Here is a 21480-nt window from a genome sequence, read left to right as displayed (position 1 = left end):
TATATCTTTGATTTATGTTATTAAAAAAAGGTCATTACAAATATGCATGACCTTTATTTTTTATTATATGTTAAACATCAATTTTAGCATAAGTAGCATTTTTTTCAATAAACTCTCTACGAGGCGGAACTTCATCCCCCATTAGCATCGAGAATACTCTATCTGCTTCTTGCATACTATCAATTGTAACTTTTCTTAAAATACGGTGTTCTGGGTTCATTGTAGTTTCCCACAATTGCTCAGCATTCATTTCCCCAAGACCTTTATAGCGTTGTACTGAAGATCCACTACCCATTTGTTCAATCAAGCTAAGGCGTTCTTCTTCTGTCCATGCGTAATCTTTCTTCTGACCTTTCTTAACCATATACAGCGGAGGAGTTGCAATATAAACGTGACCGTTCTCTATTAAACCTCTCATATATCTAAAGAAGAAAGTCAAGATAAGCGTTGCGATGTGGCTACCGTCCACATCGGCATCACACATGATTACTACCTTGTGATAACGCAATTTCTCTAAATTCAATGCCTTACTATCTTCTTCTGTTCCGATTGTAACACCAAGGGCAGTAAAGATATTCTTAATCTCTTCGTTCTCAAAAACCTTATGTCCCATTGCTTTCTCAACATTAAGAATCTTACCTCTTAATGGCAATATAGCTTGGAAGTTTCTATCTCTACCTTGTTTAGCAGTTCCCCCCGCAGAGTCTCCCTCCACAAGGAATACTTCACATTTAGTTGGATCTTGTTCAGAACAATCAGATAGTTTACCAGGTAAGCCTCCTCCAGTCATCACAGTCTTGCGTTGAACCATCTCACGTGCTTTCTTAGCTGCATGACGAGCTTGAGCGGCAAGGATTACTTTTTGAACAATTATCTTTGCATCATTAGGGTTTTCTTCTAAGTAACTCTCTAACATTTCTGCTACAGCCTGACTTACTGGAGAAACAACTTCTCTATTACCTAACTTAGTTTTAGTTTGTCCTTCAAATTGAGGCTCCATTACTTTTACAGAAATTATAGCTGTCAGTCCTTCACGGAAATCATCTCCTGTAATCTCGAACTTTAATTTTTCAAGCATACCAGAAGCATCAGCATATTTCTTTAAAGTACGAGTAAGTCCCATACGGAAACCTTGTAAGTGAGTACCTCCCTCATGTGTATTAATATTATTCACATATGAATAAATATTTTCCGCATAAGTATCGTTGTAGATCAAGGCAACTTCAACAGGAACATCTCCTTTATCAAGTTCCATTGAGATAACGTCTCCAATAATTGGCACGCGGTTCCCATCTAAGAATTTGATAAACTCTTTTAAACCTTCTTTAGAGAAGAAAGTTTCTCCCTTATCACTGCCATCTTCTAATTTCTCTCTTGCATCTGTCAAGGTAATTGTCAATCCTTTATTTAAGAATGCTAATTCTCTTAAACGACCTGCTAAAGTTTCATATGAATACTCTGTAATTTGAGTAAAAATAGTTGTATCAGGTTTAAAAGTAACTTTAGTCCCTCTTTGGTCAGTTTCTCCTATTACTTTTACAGGGAATAACGCTTTACCTTTTGAATACTCTTGTTCATAGATCTTTCCATCTCTGTAAACCGTAGCGCGCAATAAATCTGATAATGCGTTAACACACGATACACCTACACCGTGTAAACCTCCTGAAACTTTATAAGAATCTTTATCAAATTTACCTCCTGCTCCGATCTTAGTCATTACTACTTCAAGTGCAGATACTCCCTCTTTTTTGTGAATATCTACTGGAATACCACGACCGTTGTCTTCTACAGTTATAGAGTTATCCTCATTAATTGTAACTTTAATAGTATCACAATACCCTGCTAAAGCCTCATCTATTGAGTTATCTACTACTTCATAAACCAAATGATGAAGACCTCTTACTCCTACATCACCAATATACATCGAAGGACGCATCCTTACGTGTTCCATTCCCTCAAGAGCTTGTATGCTATCTGCTGAATAATTATTCTTATTTGTTTCTTGGCTCATAATTTTTTTCTAAAATAAGTAACGTACAAATATAAACTAATTCAAAGACTTTATCAAGATTAACCTACCCTTATTAATCCCAAATTGCAATCTTTTCACAGTTTTTCTTTCAATTGATATATAAAAACAAATATGAAGATAAAGAGTTTTTTCTAAATCACACCTTCTTCTACAAATTGGATTGAAATACTTCTCTACTTCGACTCTTGTAAAGCTTCTATATTGGTTTTATAGAGTGTTGCAGAATTGTGACATGAACTGCATATTCCTTTCTATTTTTATTTGAGATATAAAATTAAAAAATACACATGATATAGTATTGATTCAATAGTTCTTAAATTAGGGGAAGTTATGGCATGAAATATTAACTATTCAACAGTTCTCTATTTTGAGTTTGAGATAGCTTATTTCAGAAGAATTTGGAAGCTTTATTGGCAATGAGCCCAATTGAATTATACGTTACAACTGATTTAATGTTAACTCACTATAGTAAACTTTGAATAATAGCCTTTATGATCCATATATAAGGCAATTACAAAAATAAAATAGTTACTAACGATATTGCAACTGAGATTCATTTTGCAGCCTATTTATGTCGTCGTTTTTCTTTCTCACATTGCTACAGAAACCCACATCAGATACTTTTATTTTATTATTACCCATCGAAAACGAACTCATATAGACTAATACCTCATAAGTTTCTGCTTAAACTTTTCCTATAACAGAAAAAAAAGAAAGCGCGAAAAGAAAACTTCTCGCGCTTATCAAATATATAATTATGGTAATCTTACTCTAAGTAATTCACTTTAAATTCACAATTGTTGAAAATAAAAGTCTCATTTAGCTTTCTTCCCAATAGTTCTTTAGCAATAGGTGCATCAACAGAAATTGCTAAAACAGATTGATCGTCAATAAGAATCTTTGGCAAAGCTGCTGAAAAAAATAAGGTTACAGAATTAATTTTAACAACACTTCCAAACTCCACTTTCTCACTCACTTTGTTCTCATCTATTTTAGAAATAACTTCTAACATTGATAAGTTTTCCTGTATTTTCTTACTTATATTTTCTTGTTCGATGTGTAGCATCGCCAAGGTTGTTTCATGTTTATCTCCAGCAGAACTTTTAGCATCATTCTGAGCGCCATTTGACATATCTTCCACAATCCCTTTGAAAGCATTAATCTTATCTTCCAACCGCTCAATACAAATTGATTTAAGTTTTTTCTTTAGCGTCATTATTCAAATTTTAGTGTCCTCCCTTACAAGGAATATGATTATTGTTGTTTGAGTCGCAAAAGTAAGTCTTTCTATGAATGAAAAAAATAATTATGCGCAGTTTTATTGCCTATTTTAAAGTAAATAGTAAAATTTTAAACTTTATTTAAGCTTTTTTTCTCAAAAATCAAACTTGTAGATTGCACCACCCATAACTTGGAATCCTTGAACTTGAAAATTATCCCATTTGTCGTATTTATCGTTCAAAATATTATTGGCTTTGACAAAAGCTGTCCAATTCTTTGTTATGCGGTAACCCACACTTAAATTCAAATCAACATATCCTTCTAATTCTCTTACTTGCTGCATTTGAATTGCTTCCATATCTCCGACGATATTCGCATCGATATCCGAGATAGAAAATGCATCATATCGCTTACCTACATAATATAAGTCAACATTTGCATACCACTGTGGATCGAAAGCTACATCAACATTAGCTCCAAACTTCATCTTTGGGAGATTCCACGGCTTTATGCCATTTGTATCATAGTTGTTCCACTGTCCATAAGCCCCAATAGAAGTCTCTTGACTAAACTCGTACTTTAATTCACCAAAAAGACTGAAAGTCTTTACCTTTTGAGCTTCTGTCATAAATGAATTACCTAAGCCATAGGCAACTTTAGCCGTATTTGTTGAATAAGGCGTATGAACAAAAAGCAATTTATCAGATTCGTTCTTATAAGATCCTTTGACATTATAAGATATATTGTGATCTAATTTTCCTCTTAAACCTACGTATATATCGTATTTTTTATCTGTTGGTGTAATTAATAAATCTGGTGCAACGAAAGGATTTACTCCCACTAATTCCTTAAATGAGTTCTGCTGTAGTCCACCTTCTATACCTGCATACGTAATTAAGAGATCTTTGACCAAGTTATACGATCCTTTAATCTGTGGATAAACGTAAAACTTGTTATCTGAACTATTATTTACTTTACCATCATTATAGTAAATACCTAAACCAACTTGTAAAAAGTAATTTTCATCTTTAAAGATTACGTTAGGTTCAAAACCAATATTGAAATGTGTGTTTTTATTGGTTTCCCCTGTGTTAAATCGATCTTTAAACTCTGTACTCACATAGTCTAACACTACACCTAATTGAGCATGCGATAAGTAGCCAATTCTGGTTTGAATATTGGGTTTAATGGAAAATCTATTTTCTACAGAAGAAAAATCATCCCAAAATCTATCGTACTTAACTTCTACATTCTTAAAAGGTGAATTGTCAAATTCTAAATTCGCATTGACAAATATATCCTTATAACGCTGTCTTTCTTTTATCCCTGTAACATCTCCTCGGTTGAAAGCAACTTCTTCTGTTGGTAAACCATACCAATTACTCATTTGATAGCTTCCTCCTAATTCAGTATTCCAAGCAAACCCTTTAAGCTGACCGCCATAAAAAGCGCTTACACTTGTCTTCGAAAAAGCATCATCTAACAACAAATCCTTTATTCCTCCTTGTGAAGAAACGTGTTTTGCAAAACCTGCTATATAACTTGTTTTGTCAAGTTTATAACTCAAGAACACTTCTCCTGTTAAGTTAGAGTAGTTTCCAAATGAACCTAATGCGTAGTTATTATAGGCCTTTAAAGGACTTGTTTTTTCTACTTCAGCTACTTCTCCTTTTTCAGGGACAAACGTAGATTCAACTGGATAAGAGTTAATCGTATAGATGACATTTTTCTTTTGCATATCACCTTCCTGTTTTGCTTCGGGTAAATCTTTCACCTTTGAGGCATCAGACACAGTAGCGTCGTAGTTTCTAACTACATTAACTACTTCTGTTCCCAAATCCTGCTTCTTCTGATCTTGTGCCTGCACCACTGTTGAGCATAGAATTACAGATGCTGCGGCTATATATATATTTCTATTTTTCATTGTTGACTTTCTTTAGCAAAAATTAGTTAGCAATTGAAGAATTGTGTTTTGCTTCTTCTTGTTTGATTAGATTTAACTCTTGTAAAGCTTCTGCTTTAACATCAGCATAATCACCAAAGTTTTTCACTACGCTTTCTAAGATATAGGTTGCTTGGTAGCTATCATTCAAGGCGTAGAAGTTCTTAGCCATTAACAACAAACCTTTTGCTCCGTAATACTTGTATGATGAGTAGTCTTTGGCTAACTTTTGTACTACTTCATTAGATGCCTCATATTTTGCGTCTTTATTTTTAAAATATGCATCATAATACATAGCTTCAGCTGCTACTTCTCCTTTTGCTTGTTTTAAGACATCTTGATAAGCAGTCCTAGCTTTATCTTCATTTGCTGTGGCAAAAGCTGTACGTGCAATAATTAGTTTTGCATCACTGCTTACTCTGGCATCTAATGCTCCTTTTTGCAACACTTTTTCAGCATTGGCCAAAGCTTTGCTATACTCTTTTTGATTATAGTATACTTTCATCAAATTAGACAATGCAAATATTTTGTTTTGTTCTTGAACGGCTTCTTTGTCTAACTGCAATAATTTTTCTATTGATTTTGCTTGATCTTTTCGTTTAAGGTAAATCTCTGATGTTCTAACCAAAGCAAGTTCGGAGTACTCACTTTTTCCAAACTTCAACAAGTTTTCGTAATGTGCCACAGCTTTATCCTCGTTCTTTTGCTCTAAGTACATTTGCGCCAAGTAATAATGTGCTTGGAGTGCTTTTTGTCCATTAGGATAGTTTTTTAGATAACTTTCATAACCTTTGATAGCTTCCTGTTTGTTGTTTTGGATAAATTGTCTTTCTGCTGACTCAAAAGTGTCGCTATCTAACTCTGATTCACTTACAGAGATAAAGTCAAGCCCTTTTACCCAAGCTGCATATTGGTCAACTTGCCCTTTGTCTACATAAACTAAGCGAGCATTTTGAACCGCCTCGACCGCCTCTGGCGTATTGGGAGCACTTGATACAACTTGTTTAAACTTAGACAATGCTATATCTGCTTTGCCTTGACTATAATAGATCAACCCTTGACGCAACATCGCTCTACTTTTGAAAATGGAAGAAGGGAAATCTAAAATTAATTTATCATAAGCTTGTAAAGCTTTTTCTTTTTGATTCAATACATCATAACCAACTCCAAGTTCATACTGTGCTTTATCTGCTAAAGTTGACAAAGGGTGATCTTTGACAAAAGCCAATAAATCATCTACCTTCTTCTGTGTACGATCGACAAAACCATACGATATCGCTTTTTGAAACTTAGCATACTCTATATCTTGTTGATTGGCATCAATGACAACATTATATGCGTCCATTGCTGGCCAATATTTACCTAATACAAAATTGCAATCCCCGATGCGTAAATAAGCATCATATTTACGAGTAGCATCAATAGAAGATTGAGAAACAAATGAATTGAAGAACGAAATTGCACTCTGATATTCCTTTATCTTAAAATAAGTATATCCAATATTGTAATCCACGTTTTTAAATTCTTCTACACTTGAGGCTCCTTGACTATTTTTAAAATCATCGTAAGCGTCAATGGCTTGATTAAACTTATCAAGAGCGAACATAGACTCTGCTTTCCAGTACAATGCCTTTGCAGTAACCTTAAAGTCCTGGTCTTCACTACTGGCACGACTAAACAACTCCAAAGCTTGAGTATAATCGCTATTTGAAAATAACTCTAAACCTCTATATAGCAACACTTTTTGATATACTTCTGCATTGCCTTTTGAATGGCTATTCTCCAATATATTCAAAGCATCTTTATAGTTCTTGGATGTTATATAAGAATCAATCAATAGACCCTCTATTTCCTCTTTATGCGGTGAATTTGGATATTTCAACATAAAAGAGTTTAAAACAGACGGAGCACTTTCAAAGGCGTTTCCAATTTCATAACTCAACTTGGCATAATTCAGAAATGCATCCTCCTGAATATCCTTATTAAAGCTCATTTCAGAGGCATTCTTAAAGGCATTCAGAGCTTGGGTTTTCTTGTGCGTATGTAGGTAACTTTCACCCAAGTGATAATAAGCATTCTGAGCTACAGGGTCGTTCCCCGAAATAATTTTATTAAACTGCTCTATTGCTTTTTCGTAATCCTTTTGTTTGTAGTAAGTATATCCCAGTTGGTAGTAATCTGTATTACTCCACTTACCTTCTTTACCTTTGTATTCTACAAGATAAGGCAAAGCTTTTTCAAATTGTCCAACATTGAAAAAACTCTCTCCTACCATTTTTTGTAGCTCAGATTTTTCTGATTCTTCTTCTGTCTTTTCTATTTGAGCAAGACCTTCCGAAATAGCTTTCTCAAAATTTCCTGACTTGAAGTTCATATCTGCACGATAATACCCAATGCGGTCTTGGTACTTAGACTTATCTCCTACCATTTCGAATAGCTTTTCAGCGTCTTCCACATTGTTCGAGTCATACGCCATATAACCTAAATAATAAGCAGCTTGATCTCCCCACTCATTACCAGGTCTAACTTGTCTCAAGGCGCGTTTAGCCTCTTTGACATTCTTGACATAAAAGAAAGAATATCCCTTTTGGAAGTTAAATTTATCTTCATTCAAGGCACCTACATAAGAAGGTTTCTTAATCTTAGTAGCATAGTGTAGCGCTTTTCGGTAATCCCCTTTATTGAAATAATAATCAGTCACATCAAGATAAGCTTGATGTTGTTTAGCACTGGTAGGATATTTACTTACAAAGTCATCTATTTTTTGTTCTGCATTGCTTTGATTTAATCGAATCGCACAATTGGCGATATAATAAGCACAATCTGCCTCAATTTCAGTATTCAAGGCTTGTTGTGAAGTTTTTACTTTTTGAAATAAAAGTTGAGCGGCTAAATATTGCTCCTCATTGTATAAATTAACAGCATGCTTAAACTCAGTAAATTCATTTGTATATCTTTGTGTTTGTTGAGCATTTGCTGTAACAGCTCCAAGAGCTAAAGCCAAATATGCTAATCTAATATTTTTGCGCATTTGAGTCTGTTTTATTTATTGCCAAATATATCTATTATAGTAATTAAAACATATTTTTCGGCAATATATTGCGCCATTTATCACTATTAACAAAAAGTTTTTCTCATTAAAGATATGAATCTAACCAAGTTAGAATAATTGGAGCTAAAAAAGCAGTCAAAATACCATTAAAAATCATTCCAACACTGGCAAAAGCACCGTACTTATTACTAATTTCCATTGCTTTCATTGTTCCTAACGCATGAGAGGAGGTTCCCATGGCAATTCCCTGGGACATAGGATTACTAATACGCGACATATTGAGAAACTTAAAGCCTATCATACTTCCAAAAATACCAGCGATCATTACAGATGCGGCAGTAATAGAAGGAATACCATTCACTGTGTTTGAAATTTCTAAAGCAATGGGAGTACTTACAGATTTTGGAGCCAATGACAAAATAATTTCCTTATCAGCACCAGTCCATTTTGCGAGAAAAACAACAGATACTACTCCGACAATGCAGCCTAATAACTGACTACATAAAATAGCAAATAATTGTTTTTTAATCTTGTCCCATTGAAGATAAAGAGGAACGGCAAGAGCCACAATAGAGGGCTTCAAAAAAAAGTCTATATAATGTCCTGCAATACTATACTTTTCGTAAGGTATTTTTAAGATCAGTAAATAACAGATCAAAATAGTAGTCGATAAAATAATAGGATTGAAAACAATCCACTTTTTTTTACTTGTCAAAAAAATACCTAAGCTATAAAAAGCCAAAGTTAAAAACAGTAAAAATGTTGGGTCTGTAAGAAATTTCATCTTTTTCTTCTTAAAAATTGGTGACTTAATCCAGTGACAAAAATAACAAGAGCTGTACTGACAAGTGTAGCTATGATAATCGGGATAATAGATTCGCTTAAAATGCCAAAGTAGTTGAGCATCGCTACACAAGGAGGTACAAAGAATATTCCCATATTTTTAATTAGAAAATCTGTAAACCCACTGATGGACTCGACCTTAACCCATCCAATTTTTAAAAGAGTCCACAATAAGATTAGGCCTATGATACTTGAAGGTAATTTGATACCTGTAAGATAGATAAGTAGTTCACCGAATGCGAGACAGCCTATGATAATCGCAACCTGTTTTATTAAGTTCATTTTTCAAATTAATTTGTTACAAAATTACTAAACAATAACAACTCAAGAACTCATTTTTCGATTTAATTCATTTTTTTAACACTTTAGAATCTTCATATTACTCCATATTAGAAAGTGATTTCTTATTGATTTGATAACCTCTAATTAACACACAGGTAATATTATAAGCATACTTTTACAGTATTAAATAAGTAAATAAAGTCTATAAGAATAAACCCATTTTATTATTGTTTTTGGTTAGTTGAGAAAGCACTTTCAGAGAAAGTGTTTTTTTTTATTGTATTATTCTTATAGCCTATTGCAATTCTTTTTTCTTAGTTATTATGTAAAAAACATTTAACTTGCTATTTTTACACAAAATTAGATGTGATTATGGCTCGTACAGTATTATCCTTACAGGGTGTAGATATATTTCAAAATAAGCACAAAGTACTATCCAATGTTAACTTACAAGTTAAGCAAGGAGAGTTCATTTATATTATTGGTAAGACCGGAGCTGGAAAAAGTAGTTTTATGAAAACGCTTTATGCTGACTTACCTTTAACAGAAGGCCATGGAACTATTGTTGAATATGATTTAAGACAATTAAGAGAAAAAGATATTCCCTACTTACGACGTTCGTTAGGAATTGTATTTCAAGACTTCAAATTACTTCCAGATAGAACAGTATATGGAAATTTACACTTTGCCCTAAAGGCAACAGGGTGGACAGAGAAAGAGGCTATTGACCGCAAAATTGAAGAAGTACTTGACAAAGTAGGTATGCGTACGCATATACAAAAGATGCCTCATCAATTATCTGGAGGAGAACAACAGAGAATAGCTATAGCACGTGCACTTTTAAATGATCCTGATTTAATCCTTGCCGATGAACCTACTGGTAATTTAGATCCACAAACCAGTGTAGAAGTAATGGAGCTACTCAAGGAGATCAATGCTAATGGCAAGACAATCATAATGGTAACTCACGATTATGCTCTACTGTTAAAGTATCCCTATAAAACACTGAAATGCGATGATGGAACACTATTCGAAGTAGTATATAAAACAACATAAAAACAACAAAGGCTTTAGTAATCTAAAGCCTTTGTTGTTTTATTGTAATTGTAATGATAGAACTAAATCACTATAGGATTGCTCTATTAAATCTGCTTGAGTTAATTTAAAAAGATTAAAAAAGTAATCACATTGTTTTTGGAGATCTTCCACTGTTTTATTATTTTCTTCACTACAAGCTTCTACTTCAACAAAGCATCCCAATCCATCAACCTGGTCAAAGTGAATACTTACATTGTCAACCTTGTAGATTTTCCTCACTTTTGACACGCGTACTTTAACGCCAAACTGTAGTTCTAATATTGCAGATAAAGCCTGATTGGGCGCATGCTGATAATAGATTACATCAGATTGCTTTACTGCTTTAGTATTTTCTCTATTATAGTAGATTAAGGAACTAAAATTCCCATACTCGCGTAACTTCACTCTTCCTTTCGGAACATCATAATAGGTGTCAACCTGCTTATATGATCCCTCTAACTTAATATTAGACAACTCAGCAATAGCTATAAGCCTATCTAAATTTTCTACTTTGGCTTTAAATTCAATATTCTTTACTTCCATAACTACTTTTGTTCAGATAGGCAATTTAAGGACGAAAAAACAATTATAATATTTTTAATTTTAGTTTAATTCCATTAGACTATGGCGCATTAATCAGCTGAATAATCACCAAGCATATCCAAGGTTGGTACAAAGTACAATGAGCCAGAAACAGCTGTACTAAAATCTAATAAACGATCATAATTACCTACAGGATCCCCAATGAACATATTCTCCAACATCTTCTCAGTAGTACTAAATCTATTGGCATAAGAAATAAAATAGGTTCCAATTTCTCCCTTAGAGGCATTTCCAAATGGCAAATTATCACGAATAATCTTTAACTCATTACCATCTTCATCTTCAATATTAGTTAATGCTGTATGTGAATTACTTGGCTTAATGTCATCTGGCATCTCGATGTCTGACATTTTATATCTACCTATCACTCTCTCTTGCTCTTCTACCGAGGTACTATTCCAACTTTTCATATTGTGCAAGTATTTTTGCACAAACAGGTAACTACCACCTTGGTAGAGATCAGACTCCTCTCCCACCATAGCATAGTGTTCTCTGTCTTGTCCTTGTGGATTCTCTGTACCGTCTACAAAGCCAATTACAGAACGACCATCCCAATATCTAAATGCCTGTACTTCGTCTATGCAGTCAGCAATCTCAATCAAGACTTCTGACAAAGCCATAGACATATCAAAACAAGCTCCCATAGTAGTAGAACGCAAGTGAAAATGCAAGTCACCTGGTGTAGAAACAGCTGTGTGCTTTGGTCCTTTAATCTCATTAAATGTTTTTAATTCTAAAGGCATTGGCATTGGCATATCTAACTTTAACCAAGCTTCATACCCAATCCCCATCACACAACTTGCCTCTGTATTTGGCAATCTGGTGCGAAAAGAGTTATTAAAATTCTCAACTAAAGCGCAAACACGCTCAAAACTATGCTTAATATCAATATTATCTTTAAATACCCAAATGCTAAAAATAGTATTTACATTTGGTGAATCTGTAACATTTTGCGGTGTAAAATCTGCTCTTTTCATATTAAAATTTTAGTTATACTAAAGGTAGTGATTTCCTCTATAATAGCGAAGAATACAAGGATTATCAAAGTAATTTAAAATTGATATACACAAACTAAACAAAAGGGACATCGTGATTAGCTAAAGTAAATTCAAAAAAAACAATCACTTACAATCAACTGTATGTAAAGATTATTTTCATACAATTACAAAATGTATTTTTAATCTCTTGATTACTGGTATTAAAATCACATATTATAAATAATGTTAAATATTTATTCTCAATTTTTATAATACTTTAATTCATATACCTTTACGCGTCGAAATAATACTAACTTTACTGATGAAATATATTTTACTTTCGTTATCATTGGGTTGTTTTACTTACACATATTCACAATCAAATGATTCTTTAGTGAATCACAAAATCAATGAAGTAGTTATTACAACTACACATCACAGTAGTCATAACACATCTAAAATGCCATTGAGCTTTTTAGAAACACCTCAATCTTACGATGTCATCACGCAACATACTTTCGAAACACAAGTATCTACAAACATACATGACATTCTTAAAAATGCAACGGGTTTACAACGTTCATGGGAATCGACTGGATTGGGTATTCAAGGAGGAGAATACTATACCTTGAGAGGTTTCGCACTTCAACCTAACCTTTTAAACGGTTTACCAAGTTATACAAATGCAACTCTTGATATAGCCAATATTGAACAGATTGAAGTTGTCAAAGGACCTAATGGAACACTCTACGGAGGAAATGCTGTTTCCTATGGTGGTTTAATTAACGTGATTACAAAGAAACCACACGACACATTCAATGCTAATGTGAATTATATCACAGGATCAAATAATCTGAACCGCTTTGCTATTGATGTCAATTCCCCCTTGTCGTCAAAAATTTCTTTTCGAATAAACGCGGCATATCACAAGGAAAATTCATTTCAAGATGCGGGATTCAAAGAATCTATTTTTGTAGCTCCATCTGTGAAGTTTTCACTGCTTGAGAATCTGAAGTTATTTGTTGATTTTCAATATAAAGCGGCTGAGTCAGCTCATGCTCCTATGTACTTTCTCTCGAGGAATGAGATGATGTCGTTTGATCGAATTGATCTATTCAAAGACAATTATAAGAACTCATATACTATAAATGACTTATCGATTAAGAACCCTACATTGACCAGTCAGGTTAGACTTGAGTATCAGATTGCACAAAATTGGACTTCCAATACACTGATTAGTATTAACAATACTCGTAGCAGAGGATACGATCAGTTATTCAGTGATTTAAACAATGGCGATGAGTTCCTAAGGTTCTTGTCTAAAGTTAATTCAAAAACCGATGTCATAAGCCTTCAACATAACCTTACAGGAAAATTTAGAATAGGAAATTTCAATAATACTATTTTGTTTGGATTAGATTATCTATCAAAGAAATTTGATAGTTACGACGGAGATTTAATTGACTATGGTATTATTTCCCTTAAACACCAATCTGATACTGCCGAGATGAATAAGTCAGAAATTGATCAAGCATTAGCAGATATCAACACAACACATAATGTGGCGAAAACACAAACTTATGGAGCATACATATCAAATGTAACTGCGTTTTCACCAAATTTATCTTTGATGTTAAGCCTTAGGATAGATCACCTTAAAGGAAATAGCTCTTCTTTCGGAAAGCAAAGCAATTATCAAACTACACTTTCTCCAAAGTTTGGTTTGGTTTATCAACCCATTAAAGATAAATGGGCCTTTTTTGCTAATTACTTAAATGGATTTCTATACTTAGACCCTGCAGTAACATCAAACGACGATGGGACGACTAAGTCTATCAAACCCTTTGACCCCGAGCAGGCCAATCAATTTGAGATTGGTACAAAAGTCAAGCTATTTGACGGAAAATTAGACGCTAGTATATCTTACTATGACATTACAGTTACCAATAAGTTAATGTCTGATCTCAATACTTTAGATGGGTTAAAACAAGGAGGAAAAGTAAAAAGCAAGGGGCTTGAACTTTCTGTATCTGGTCAATTAGTTCCTGGTTGGGATTTCATCTCAGGATTTAGTCACAACTACAACAAAGTAACACGTTCAATTGCAGAAGATGATGGAATCTTAGGAAGAAGACCCGAAGAAGCCGGACCAGCCAATTCGTTTCATTTATGGACTAATTACAAATTGCAAACGGGAGTATTGAAGAATTTAAGCTTGGGCTTTGGTGTTTATTCTACAAGTAGTTTTAATACCTTGAATAGATCGACAATCGGCGTGTTTACCTTGCCAAGTTATACTGTATTGAACACAGCCATTGGGTATGATATTAACAACTTATCATTTATTTTTAAAATAGATAATTTGACTAATCGCAAGTATTTCACTGGTAGTGGTACTGTGAACCCACAAAAAAGTCGTTCACTTTCACTGTCATTAAGTTACAGCCTATAGTTGTAACAAGTACTCTATATAACCATTACTTATTGACACATACGCATATTGTTTATTATTTATATACTATTTAGCTTGAGTATATCTTAGCTATTATTTTTTTTCTGAACTTAGTACAGTTTAAAAAATCAGTAAATAACGATAACCATTTATAACTAAAGAATGAAAAAAACAACTTTAATATTAGCTTGCTCTTGTCTTATCATCGCTTGTGGAGAGAAAAAAAACAATGTACAGACTCAAGATATTCCGATGGAACAACAATCAAATAGTACAGATAAGTTAGAGCAAACACCTACTAAGTTTAACATTGAAGATATTAAATTTAGCCAAGCTGACTTGGGAACCTTCCCTTTCTTTACTTTACCAAAAGGGTTACAAGAGTTAAATAAACCGTTACAGAAGAACTTTGATGTTTGCTACTTCCCTATTGATGGAATAATAACACCTATTGAAGGAAAACTGTTTAAGACAAATGTAACTGCTGTCCCTGGAGAGGAATTCTCACAACGCTACTTTGAAAAAAGTATAGAAGATTACTTAGTTTCGATTGGTGGTGTAAAAGTATTCAATGGAGAAATAACACAGGAACAATACAACAGTTATCACAAACAAGATCCAAATAAAGGAGCAGATGGAGATATTGGATATCCAGGAGAAATAATACAAGTATTTGTCATCCGTTCTGAGCAACAAGGTAACATCTACGTTCAGTATACAGCTAATAATGCTGGTGGTAAACTTAACATAGTACAACAAGAAGCTTTACAACAGACCATTACTAAGATTACGGCCGACGAAATAGCAAAAGATTTAATTGAAAAGGGAAAATCTATTCTTTATATCAACTTTGATATTGATAAATCTACAATTACTGAGGAAGGACAAAAGATTGTTGCTGAAATAGCAACTGCCTTAAGTAAAGACCTTACTTTAAGAATTTCTATTGAAGGTCACACAGATAACACAGGCGACGGTATTAACAATAAAAAGCTTTCTACCGATCGTGCAAATGCTGTGATGAATAGCTTGATTAATTACAAGGTTGATAAAGCTCGTTTGCTGGCAAAAGGATTTGGTGCTGAACATCCTTTAGTTGCAAATGATTCTGAAAGCAATAAGGCTAAGAATCGCAGGGTTGAACTTGTAAGGATAGAATAAGGTAAAATGAGTTAAACCAAAAGAAGAATTGCCTTGTCTTAATTCGATTACTTAAGTTAGAAACAACGAGTACTTCACTCCTGTCTGATTATAAGTTAGCATTTATGTACAAACCATATAAGGTGTCTTGTAAGACACCTTTTTTGTTGTCTTTGGCTATTTATTCAATATAAATACTTATTTTAATTTTTTAATTCAGTGTGTCAATGGCAAAGAATAAAACTACTTATACGGATCAAGAGGTATCTACATTTATAGACTCCTATGTAGAAAATCAACAAAAGAAAGAAGATTCTCTAGAATTGATTAGATTATTTCAACATTGGTCTGGTTATCAGCCGAGAATGTGGGGCCCTACCATTATAGGTTTTGGCAATTATCATTATCAATATGCAAGTGGCCATGAAGGTGATGCTCCCATTTTGGGATTCTCTCCGCGCAAAGATAAATTTTCTCTCTACGTCTTCTCTGATACCGAAAAAAGTAGAATGGCCTTAGTAGATTTAGGCAAATACAAGATGGGAAAAGCGTGCATCTATATAAGCAAAATAACAGATATTAACTTAGCCGCTTTAGAGATTTTATGTAAGGAATCTATCCTTTTTGTAAAAGAGCATTACAAAGTGACTTCAATATAAATACTATAAAAAAATAAGCCCTCATAATTATTTTAGAGGGCTTATTTGTATTATTTTAAATAGGGATTATCACTCTTATCGTGTTTTACCCATATCAAACGAGAAGTATCATATCCAACTTCTTTTGCAATTTCTAAATACTTTACTTTCACATCTTCAGGTAAAGTTTTTTCCCTTGAGAGAATCCAAAGATAATCAAGATTCTTTCCTGCAATTAAAGCATATTTATAATCTTCATCTAAAGCAATGACGTTATAACCAGAATAAAAAGGACCAAAGAAACTTACTTTAAGTGCTGCAGTGCTTTCATCTTCTCTAAACTTTGCTTTCCCATCTGCTTTTTTCCACTGTTTCTCAACATAGTTAAATCCACTATTGAGGACCTTAATACTCCCATCCTCATTTAGACTATATTGTGCCGAAGTATTATCTAAGTCTTTTTCAAAGCGAAAGTCAAAACGTGCGATTTCATACCAGGTACCTAAGTAGTGATCCACTTTAAAGTTAGTAATAGGTGTTGCCTTATCCGGTTTTACTGTGCTACTACAAGATAGCATCGCTCCCATTGTTAGAAGAATTAAACCGAAGCGAAAAATACTGTTCTTCATGATTTTTTGAGTTTCTCCCAAAAATAGAAAGATTCTTTCTATTCTACTATTTTATTTAGAATAACTTTAAATAAAAAGATCTACATACTTTTTATAAAGGACCATAGAATTCTCTGGTTTTATAAAACTAATAGACTGATTATTTATTTTTCATTTGATTTACTATTTCTTTCAAAAGAGCTTTACGCTTAACAGCTGCCTCTTGCTCTTTCTTCTTCTTTTTATCTATCTTATCCTTTACAGCCTTTCTATTGGCAGGTGTATTTCTTCCCATATCTACCGCATATTACTTTTAATATAAGTACTATCTATGTATAGGCAAATTTAGAATAAAAATGACTCTCTTAGGGAATTTAATTAAAAAAGAGATTTTCACGTAAGCATAAACTATAATAGTTTTTAAATCAAGATTCAGAATTACTGTTATTTGAAATTAAAAATATAGTTGTTATATATCTCATAAATACAGATAAGCAACAGATTATTATCTAATCTCCTTTTAAAACCAATTACTTTAGTAAAGAGAGCACGTTTCTTTTTACATACAAAAAGTACAAGTTCAAAAGCAAGTCTATAATTAATATTCACATAACCCTTGGTTATTAGATTATCATTAGTTTTATACCAATTCATACAACTTAATAACTTAGAATACGTCGATTGTAGTAAAGACTAAAATTAGAAAGCAATATGTCAGAAAAAGTAAGCTTAAAAGAAATAGCCATAGTATTTACAAAACTGGGATTTATTGGTTTTGGCGGTCCTGCTGCTCATATTGCAATGATGAGAGAGGAAGTCGTTGTACAAAGAAAGTGGATGAATGAACAACACTTCTTAGATCTACTAGGGGCTACCAATTTAATCCCTGGTCCTAACAGTACAGAAATGGCCATTCATATTGGCTATGACAAAGCGGGTTGGAAAGGCCTTATAATTGCAGGGCTGTGTTTTATTCTTCCTGCTGTTTCTCTAACGGGTGTACTCGCCTATTTTTATAAACTATATGGACAATTACCACATATACAACCTTTAATATACGGAATTAAACCCGCAATTATAGCCATTATGCTTGGAGCTGTTTTTCCTCTAGCTAAAAAATCAATAACCTCCTCCTTTTTAGCCTTTTTAGGATTAATCGTTCTAACAGCCTCTTTACTAGGTGTTAATGAAATCATTTTATTGTTTGGGGCTGGAATTTTAGCCTATGCTTTGTTTTATATAAATATTATAAGGCAAAATACTTTACAAAGTTTTATACTACTACCTTTGTTACTTAGCATACAAAGTACGTTTTTCAACACAACCAATCGGCAGCTATTTTGGATTTTTCTCAAAATCGGGGCTATACTTTATGGTAGTGGTTATGTTCTATTTGCCTTTTTAGATACAGAACTAGTTCAAACAGGATTACTAACAAGAGAACAACTGATGGATGCTATAGCTGTAGGGCAATTCACCCCTGGACCAGTTTTCTCTTCTGTTACTTTTATTGGTTATCAAATTAATGATTTATCAGGAGCTCTTTTATCAACCTTAGCGATTTTTTTACCTTCGTTTGTTCTAGTAGCTTTAATCAATCCGATGATGAAAAAACTGCGCAATTCAAAAGGATTATCTGTCTTTTTAGATGCAGTTAATGTTGCTTCTGTGGCTTTGATTATCGCCGTTTGTGTATTGATGACTAGAGATACTTTAATTAGCTGGCAACCCCTTGTTATTGCTCTTCTAAGTTGTATAGTGGTTTTTAAATTTAAAAAAGTAAATAGTGCTTTTATTGTTTTAGGTGGGGCATTATTGGGTTATATTCTCTTTTAACTTTTAACTTTTCATTTTTCTTATAATTCTAGATACACAGGATTTGAATCTACTTCGTCCACCTAAGATTTCACCTCAATGATGAAAGATTACTTATAAGAAGAAGAAAAACGCTTTATCAATGATATAGCTAAAGAAATTAATACTTCTTCTCACCAAAAACATAGTCAAATAATGGTTGCATTTTTTTTCTTAAATCATTTTAAGTATATTTAGACTTAATAAATAATGTAAAAACATGAAACAATTTTCATATAAAAAAACAGGGATAATATTCTTATTACTATTTGAGTTATTTTCTATTGATGTATTTGCTCAAACTACTTCAAAAACAGAACTTGAGTATTTTACAATTGAAAATACGCCTCTTTATCTTATCAATAAAAGTGATGTTGATTTAGCTATACGCTATAAAAAAGGTCAAGGTATACCAATTGTCTTTATTCATGGTTCGTGGGATGATCATAATTCTTGGCTACCAGTAGCAGAAGAGTTAATTAAAACTACTACTAACCCCATTATTTTATATGATAGAAGAGGACATAGTGCTTCTTCTTTAGATAAAGAACAAGGTACAATATCAATGGATGTCCAAGATGCCGTCTCCCTACTCGATGCTTTGCAGATTGAGAAAGCTCATTTTATTGGACATTCTTATGGAGCAAATATCACAATTGAACTTACTAATAATCACGCTGATAGAGTTGAGAGCATTGTTTTATATGAACCTCCTATTTTTGGAATGCTTAAAGGACAAACTCAATACAAACAAATTTTATCAGAGGTTCAAAGTGAAATGCAAAAAAGTAAAACTTTACTTGAACAAGGACACATTGAACAGGGAACCTTTAATTTTATTGAAAAAGTAGCCTTTGGAAAAGGTAGTTGGTATTCTGTTTTTGATCAAAGAGCCAGAAATACAATGACAGCTAGTTACACTACTTGGCTTGATCAAGCCAATGATCCTGAAAGATTAAATATAAAACCCGAAAACCTTAATCAATTTAGTGGTAGAATAACACTTATTACAGGCTCAGATTCTATCTTAGTATATCCAGCTGTAGCAAAAACAATAAAACAGAAAGTTAATTCAATAGAATTACAGACTATTCAAGGTGCAGGTCATGGAGGACTTATTTCTCATCCCAAACAAACTGCTGATTTGATTAGTAAACATTTAGAACAACTATAATTATATACTTATATATCTTTAATGTACCAGAGCTTATATCTTTACCTAAAGTAAATCACATAAATAATACTCTTAAGAAACCAATAGAACAAGTAATCTTTATAACAGACAAGCAGTTTGATTTTGTCTTGTCTTGTTTTGTGTTTAAAAAATATAAAAGACATCAATTTTTAATTCAAGAAGGAGAACCTGCCCCCTATCTGTTCTTTATTGATACAGGTCTATTAAAACTTATTTATACTGACAATAATGCCAAAGAGCATATTGTAGACTTTGCAATGGAAGGCTAGTGGGAAACGGATCAAAAAGCATTCTACAGCCAATATCTAGCAAGTATAAGTTTAGATTGTATTGAAGATACGCAGGTCTATGCTTTGGATTTAGAAGGATATAATAGACTAAGAAAAGAACTTCCTATGATAAATGAATTCTTTTTAGATAAAACGCACAAGGGATTTATTGAAGGGCAGCAGCGTATTTTATCCATGATGAAAACAATATTACAGAGCGATTCTTTGAACTTCAAGAACGCTTTCCTGGTATTATGCAGCGCGTTCCAAAATCTCTATTAGCTGCTTATCTTGGAGTTTCTAGAGAAACACTAAGCCGATTAGATTTAAAGTGATCTACCTCACTTTTTATTTCTGATATAGGTCAACTGTTGATTTAAGCATTTAATAGCAAATTTGCTATTTAACTTAAATAAGAAAGCAAAATGATTAAAACAGCTATTAACCCTTGGCAATGGCAATCTGAGCGTAACTACGCTCAAGCAATAGAAATTAAAATGTTCAAAGTACTTTATGCTGCTCTGGTCAAGTAGCCATCAACGCTAATGGAATTTCAAGTAATGCTGATATGAAAACTCAGCTTCTACTCTTTATTAAGAACTTAGAAGAGGTAATAAAAACAGCAGATTATCCCCTTAAAGTTATTGTTAAATTAAATATCTATACAATTTATACCACTGAACTGATGTAACATTTTTCTATTTTACAAGAATGTCTTGTTAAGCATAAAATCAAGCAAGCAACAACAGTACTTAATGTAAAAGGATTATTTGAAAATCTAACAGTAGAAATTAAAGCTACAGTTGTAAAATATTTTTTAACAAAGAGGGTATCTCAAAAAAAATCCCTCTTTATCTTTTCAGAACAACTCTTCAGTAAGTTCTTTAACTATGGTTGCCCCAGCCAAAGATCTATTCGCTACTGCGGCCGATACGCTGGTATTATCACCACAAGCATATATACCATCTATACTTGTTTTTTGAAAAGCATCAATAAATGCATTACCTCGTGAGAAATTACACACGAGATTTTACATTTATCATATAGTTTAGGTAACTTTAGTTCAAATATAAAGGCTACTTTTTCTACTCACAACACACGATCAGTAGAATTAGTGCTAAATATATAATTCATTATTTTTAAATAATAAAGTTTCTCATGTAAAAATAATAAAGTTTTTTAATACAATATGAAGAAATCCGTAAACCCCTCAATATTTTGAGTCTACCTACCATTTCAATCAAAAACTTGCGACTTCAGAGTAGTTTTCCAGCCCTCTGCAAGAAAGAAAAGCA

The 21480-nt window shown here is 33.0% G+C and carries 16 protein-coding genes and 2 pseudogenes; 8 read left to right on the top strand and 10 right to left on the bottom strand.

Annotation, left to right across the window (positions count from 1 at the left end):
- Positions 1 to 70 precede the first annotated feature (70 nt).
- From gyrB to GJV76_RS04425, 6 genes are all read right to left on the bottom strand, one after another.
- Positions 71 to 2011 (bottom strand): DNA topoisomerase (ATP-hydrolyzing) subunit B, encoded by a 1941-nt coding sequence (gyrB, locus tag GJV76_RS04450; protein ID WP_155091438.1) that lies wholly within the window; start codon positions 2009 to 2011, stop codon positions 71 to 73.
- Between the two features lie 787 nt (positions 2012 to 2798).
- Positions 2799 to 3248 carry a hypothetical protein gene (locus GJV76_RS04445; protein WP_155091437.1) on the bottom strand — a complete coding sequence of 150 codons (450 nt, stop codon included), beginning with the start codon at positions 3246 to 3248 and terminating at the stop codon, positions 2799 to 2801.
- 159 nt (positions 3249 to 3407) lie between these two features.
- The gene (locus GJV76_RS04440; RefSeq protein WP_155091436.1) at positions 3408 to 5177 is read right to left on the bottom strand and encodes a TonB-dependent receptor; all 1770 of its coding nucleotides are present in this window, start codon (positions 5175 to 5177) and stop codon (positions 3408 to 3410) included.
- Between the two features lie 22 nt (positions 5178 to 5199).
- Positions 5200 to 8226: a tetratricopeptide repeat protein gene (locus GJV76_RS04435; RefSeq protein ID WP_155091435.1), complete on the bottom strand. Its 3027-nt coding sequence runs from the start codon at positions 8224 to 8226 to the stop codon at positions 5200 to 5202.
- A gap of 106 nt (positions 8227 to 8332) precedes the next feature.
- On the bottom strand, positions 8333 to 9031 hold the full coding sequence (locus tag GJV76_RS04430) for an LrgB family protein (RefSeq protein ID WP_155091434.1): 699 nt from the start codon (positions 9029 to 9031) through the stop codon (positions 8333 to 8335).
- Positions 9028 to 9372: a CidA/LrgA family protein gene (locus GJV76_RS04425; RefSeq protein ID WP_155091433.1), complete on the bottom strand. Its 345-nt coding sequence runs from the start codon at positions 9370 to 9372 to the stop codon at positions 9028 to 9030. The genes GJV76_RS04430 and GJV76_RS04425 overlap by 4 nt, the downstream gene beginning before the upstream one ends.
- 372 nt (positions 9373 to 9744) lie before the next feature.
- Between GJV76_RS04425 and GJV76_RS04420 the strand changes: the two genes are divergently transcribed.
- Positions 9745 to 10428 (top strand): cell division ATP-binding protein FtsE, encoded by a 684-nt coding sequence (locus tag GJV76_RS04420; protein ID WP_155091432.1) that lies wholly within the window; start codon positions 9745 to 9747, stop codon positions 10426 to 10428.
- Positions 10429 to 10467: 39 nt separating this feature from the next.
- Here the strand turns inward: GJV76_RS04420 and GJV76_RS04415 are convergent, their stop codons facing one another.
- Together GJV76_RS04415 and GJV76_RS04410 are read right to left on the bottom strand one after the other, a co-directional pair.
- Positions 10468 to 10992, bottom strand: a complete 525-nt coding sequence (locus tag GJV76_RS04415) for a class IV adenylate cyclase (RefSeq protein WP_155091431.1) — start codon at positions 10990 to 10992, stop codon at positions 10468 to 10470.
- Between the two features lie 89 nt (positions 10993 to 11081).
- Positions 11082 to 12029, bottom strand: a complete 948-nt coding sequence (locus tag GJV76_RS04410; RefSeq protein WP_155091430.1) for a Dyp-type peroxidase — start codon at positions 12027 to 12029, stop codon at positions 11082 to 11084.
- A gap of 394 nt (positions 12030 to 12423) precedes the next feature.
- Here GJV76_RS04410 and GJV76_RS04405 point away from each other — a divergent pair, with 394 nt between their 5' ends.
- The 3 genes from GJV76_RS04405 (at position 12424) to GJV76_RS04395 (ending at position 16280) form a co-directional block, all read left to right on the top strand.
- Entirely contained in the window at positions 12424 to 14481 is a 2058-nt protein-coding gene (locus GJV76_RS04405; RefSeq protein ID WP_317162595.1) for a TonB-dependent siderophore receptor, read from the top strand.
- 162 nt (positions 14482 to 14643) lie between these two features.
- Positions 14644 to 15642, top strand: coding sequence for an OmpA family protein (locus tag GJV76_RS04400; RefSeq protein ID WP_155091428.1), 999 nt, complete (start codon positions 14644 to 14646; stop codon positions 15640 to 15642).
- A gap of 206 nt (positions 15643 to 15848) precedes the next feature.
- Positions 15849 to 16280 carry a DUF1801 domain-containing protein gene (locus GJV76_RS04395; protein ID WP_155091427.1) on the top strand — a complete coding sequence of 144 codons (432 nt, stop codon included), beginning with the start codon at positions 15849 to 15851 and terminating at the stop codon, positions 16278 to 16280.
- A 50-nt stretch (positions 16281 to 16330) separates the two neighbouring features.
- Here the strand turns inward: GJV76_RS04395 and GJV76_RS04390 are convergent, their stop codons facing one another.
- Both GJV76_RS04390 and GJV76_RS16070 read right to left on the bottom strand, forming a co-directional pair.
- Positions 16331 to 16888, bottom strand: coding sequence for a lipocalin family protein (locus GJV76_RS04390; RefSeq protein WP_155091426.1), 558 nt, complete (start codon positions 16886 to 16888; stop codon positions 16331 to 16333).
- Positions 16889 to 17027: 139 nt separating this feature from the next.
- Positions 17028 to 17162 carry a hypothetical protein gene (locus GJV76_RS16070; RefSeq protein WP_258204373.1) on the bottom strand — a complete coding sequence of 45 codons (135 nt, stop codon included), beginning with the start codon at positions 17160 to 17162 and terminating at the stop codon, positions 17028 to 17030.
- A gap of 416 nt (positions 17163 to 17578) precedes the next feature.
- Between GJV76_RS16070 and chrA the strand changes: the two genes are divergently transcribed.
- The 4 genes and pseudogenes from chrA to GJV76_RS04370 all read left to right on the top strand — a co-directional run.
- The gene (chrA, locus tag GJV76_RS04385; protein WP_155091425.1) at positions 17579 to 18703 is read left to right on the top strand and encodes a chromate efflux transporter; all 1125 of its coding nucleotides are present in this window, start codon (positions 17579 to 17581) and stop codon (positions 18701 to 18703) included.
- 238 nt (positions 18704 to 18941) lie between these two features.
- Positions 18942 to 19895, top strand: a complete 954-nt coding sequence (locus tag GJV76_RS04380) for an alpha/beta fold hydrolase (RefSeq protein ID WP_155091424.1) — start codon at positions 18942 to 18944, stop codon at positions 19893 to 19895.
- A gap of 59 nt (positions 19896 to 19954) precedes the next feature.
- Positions 19955 to 20520: pseudogene (locus GJV76_RS04375) on the top strand (Crp/Fnr family transcriptional regulator).
- 90 nt (positions 20521 to 20610) lie between these two features.
- Positions 20611 to 20996: pseudogene (locus GJV76_RS04370) on the top strand (RidA family protein); the annotation flags it as partial.
- Positions 20997 to 21480: the final 484 nt, after the last annotated feature.

It is taken from the genome of Myroides albus, from assembly GCF_009711045.1.
In the GTDB taxonomy this organism is placed as follows: Bacteria; Bacteroidota; Bacteroidia; order Flavobacteriales; family Flavobacteriaceae; genus Flavobacterium; species Flavobacterium album_A.
This window is presented reverse-complemented; position numbering and strand designations above follow the sequence as displayed.

What these genes read in the sequence shown, in the direction of transcription:
- chrA (WP_155091425.1), top strand. Translation starts at nt 17,579, where the DNA reads ATGTCAGAAAAAGTAAGCTTAAAAGAAATAGCCATAGTATTTACAAAA.
- GJV76_RS04420 (WP_155091432.1), top strand. Translation starts at nt 9,745, where the DNA reads ATGGCTCGTACAGTATTATCCTTACAGGGTGTAGATATATTTCAAAAT.
- GJV76_RS04440 (WP_155091436.1), bottom strand. Translation starts at nt 5,177, where the DNA reads ATGAAAAATAGAAATATATATATAGCCGCAGCATCTGTAATTCTATGC.
- GJV76_RS04425 (WP_155091433.1), bottom strand. Translation starts at nt 9,372, where the DNA reads ATGAACTTAATAAAACAGGTTGCGATTATCATAGGCTGTCTCGCATTC.
- GJV76_RS04415 (WP_155091431.1), bottom strand. Translation starts at nt 10,992, where the DNA reads ATGGAAGTAAAGAATATTGAATTTAAAGCCAAAGTAGAAAATTTAGAT.
- GJV76_RS16070 (WP_258204373.1), bottom strand. Translation starts at nt 17,162, where the DNA reads ATGGGAAGAAATACACCTGCCAATAGAAAGGCTGTAAAGGATAAGATA.
- GJV76_RS04400 (WP_155091428.1), top strand. Translation starts at nt 14,644, where the DNA reads ATGAAAAAAACAACTTTAATATTAGCTTGCTCTTGTCTTATCATCGCT.
- GJV76_RS04410 (WP_155091430.1), bottom strand. Translation starts at nt 12,029, where the DNA reads ATGAAAAGAGCAGATTTTACACCGCAAAATGTTACAGATTCACCAAAT.
- GJV76_RS04435 (WP_155091435.1), bottom strand. Translation starts at nt 8,226, where the DNA reads ATGCGCAAAAATATTAGATTAGCATATTTGGCTTTAGCTCTTGGAGCT.
- GJV76_RS04380 (WP_155091424.1), top strand. Translation starts at nt 18,942, where the DNA reads ATGAAACAATTTTCATATAAAAAAACAGGGATAATATTCTTATTACTA.
- GJV76_RS04445 (WP_155091437.1), bottom strand. Translation starts at nt 3,248, where the DNA reads ATGACGCTAAAGAAAAAACTTAAATCAATTTGTATTGAGCGGTTGGAA.
- GJV76_RS04430 (WP_155091434.1), bottom strand. Translation starts at nt 9,031, where the DNA reads ATGAAATTTCTTACAGACCCAACATTTTTACTGTTTTTAACTTTGGCT.
- gyrB (WP_155091438.1), bottom strand. Translation starts at nt 2,011, where the DNA reads ATGAGCCAAGAAACAAATAAGAATAATTATTCAGCAGATAGCATACAA.
- GJV76_RS04390 (WP_155091426.1), bottom strand. Translation starts at nt 16,888, where the DNA reads ATGAAGAACAGTATTTTTCGCTTCGGTTTAATTCTTCTAACAATGGGA.
- GJV76_RS04395 (WP_155091427.1), top strand. Translation starts at nt 15,849, where the DNA reads ATGGCAAAGAATAAAACTACTTATACGGATCAAGAGGTATCTACATTT.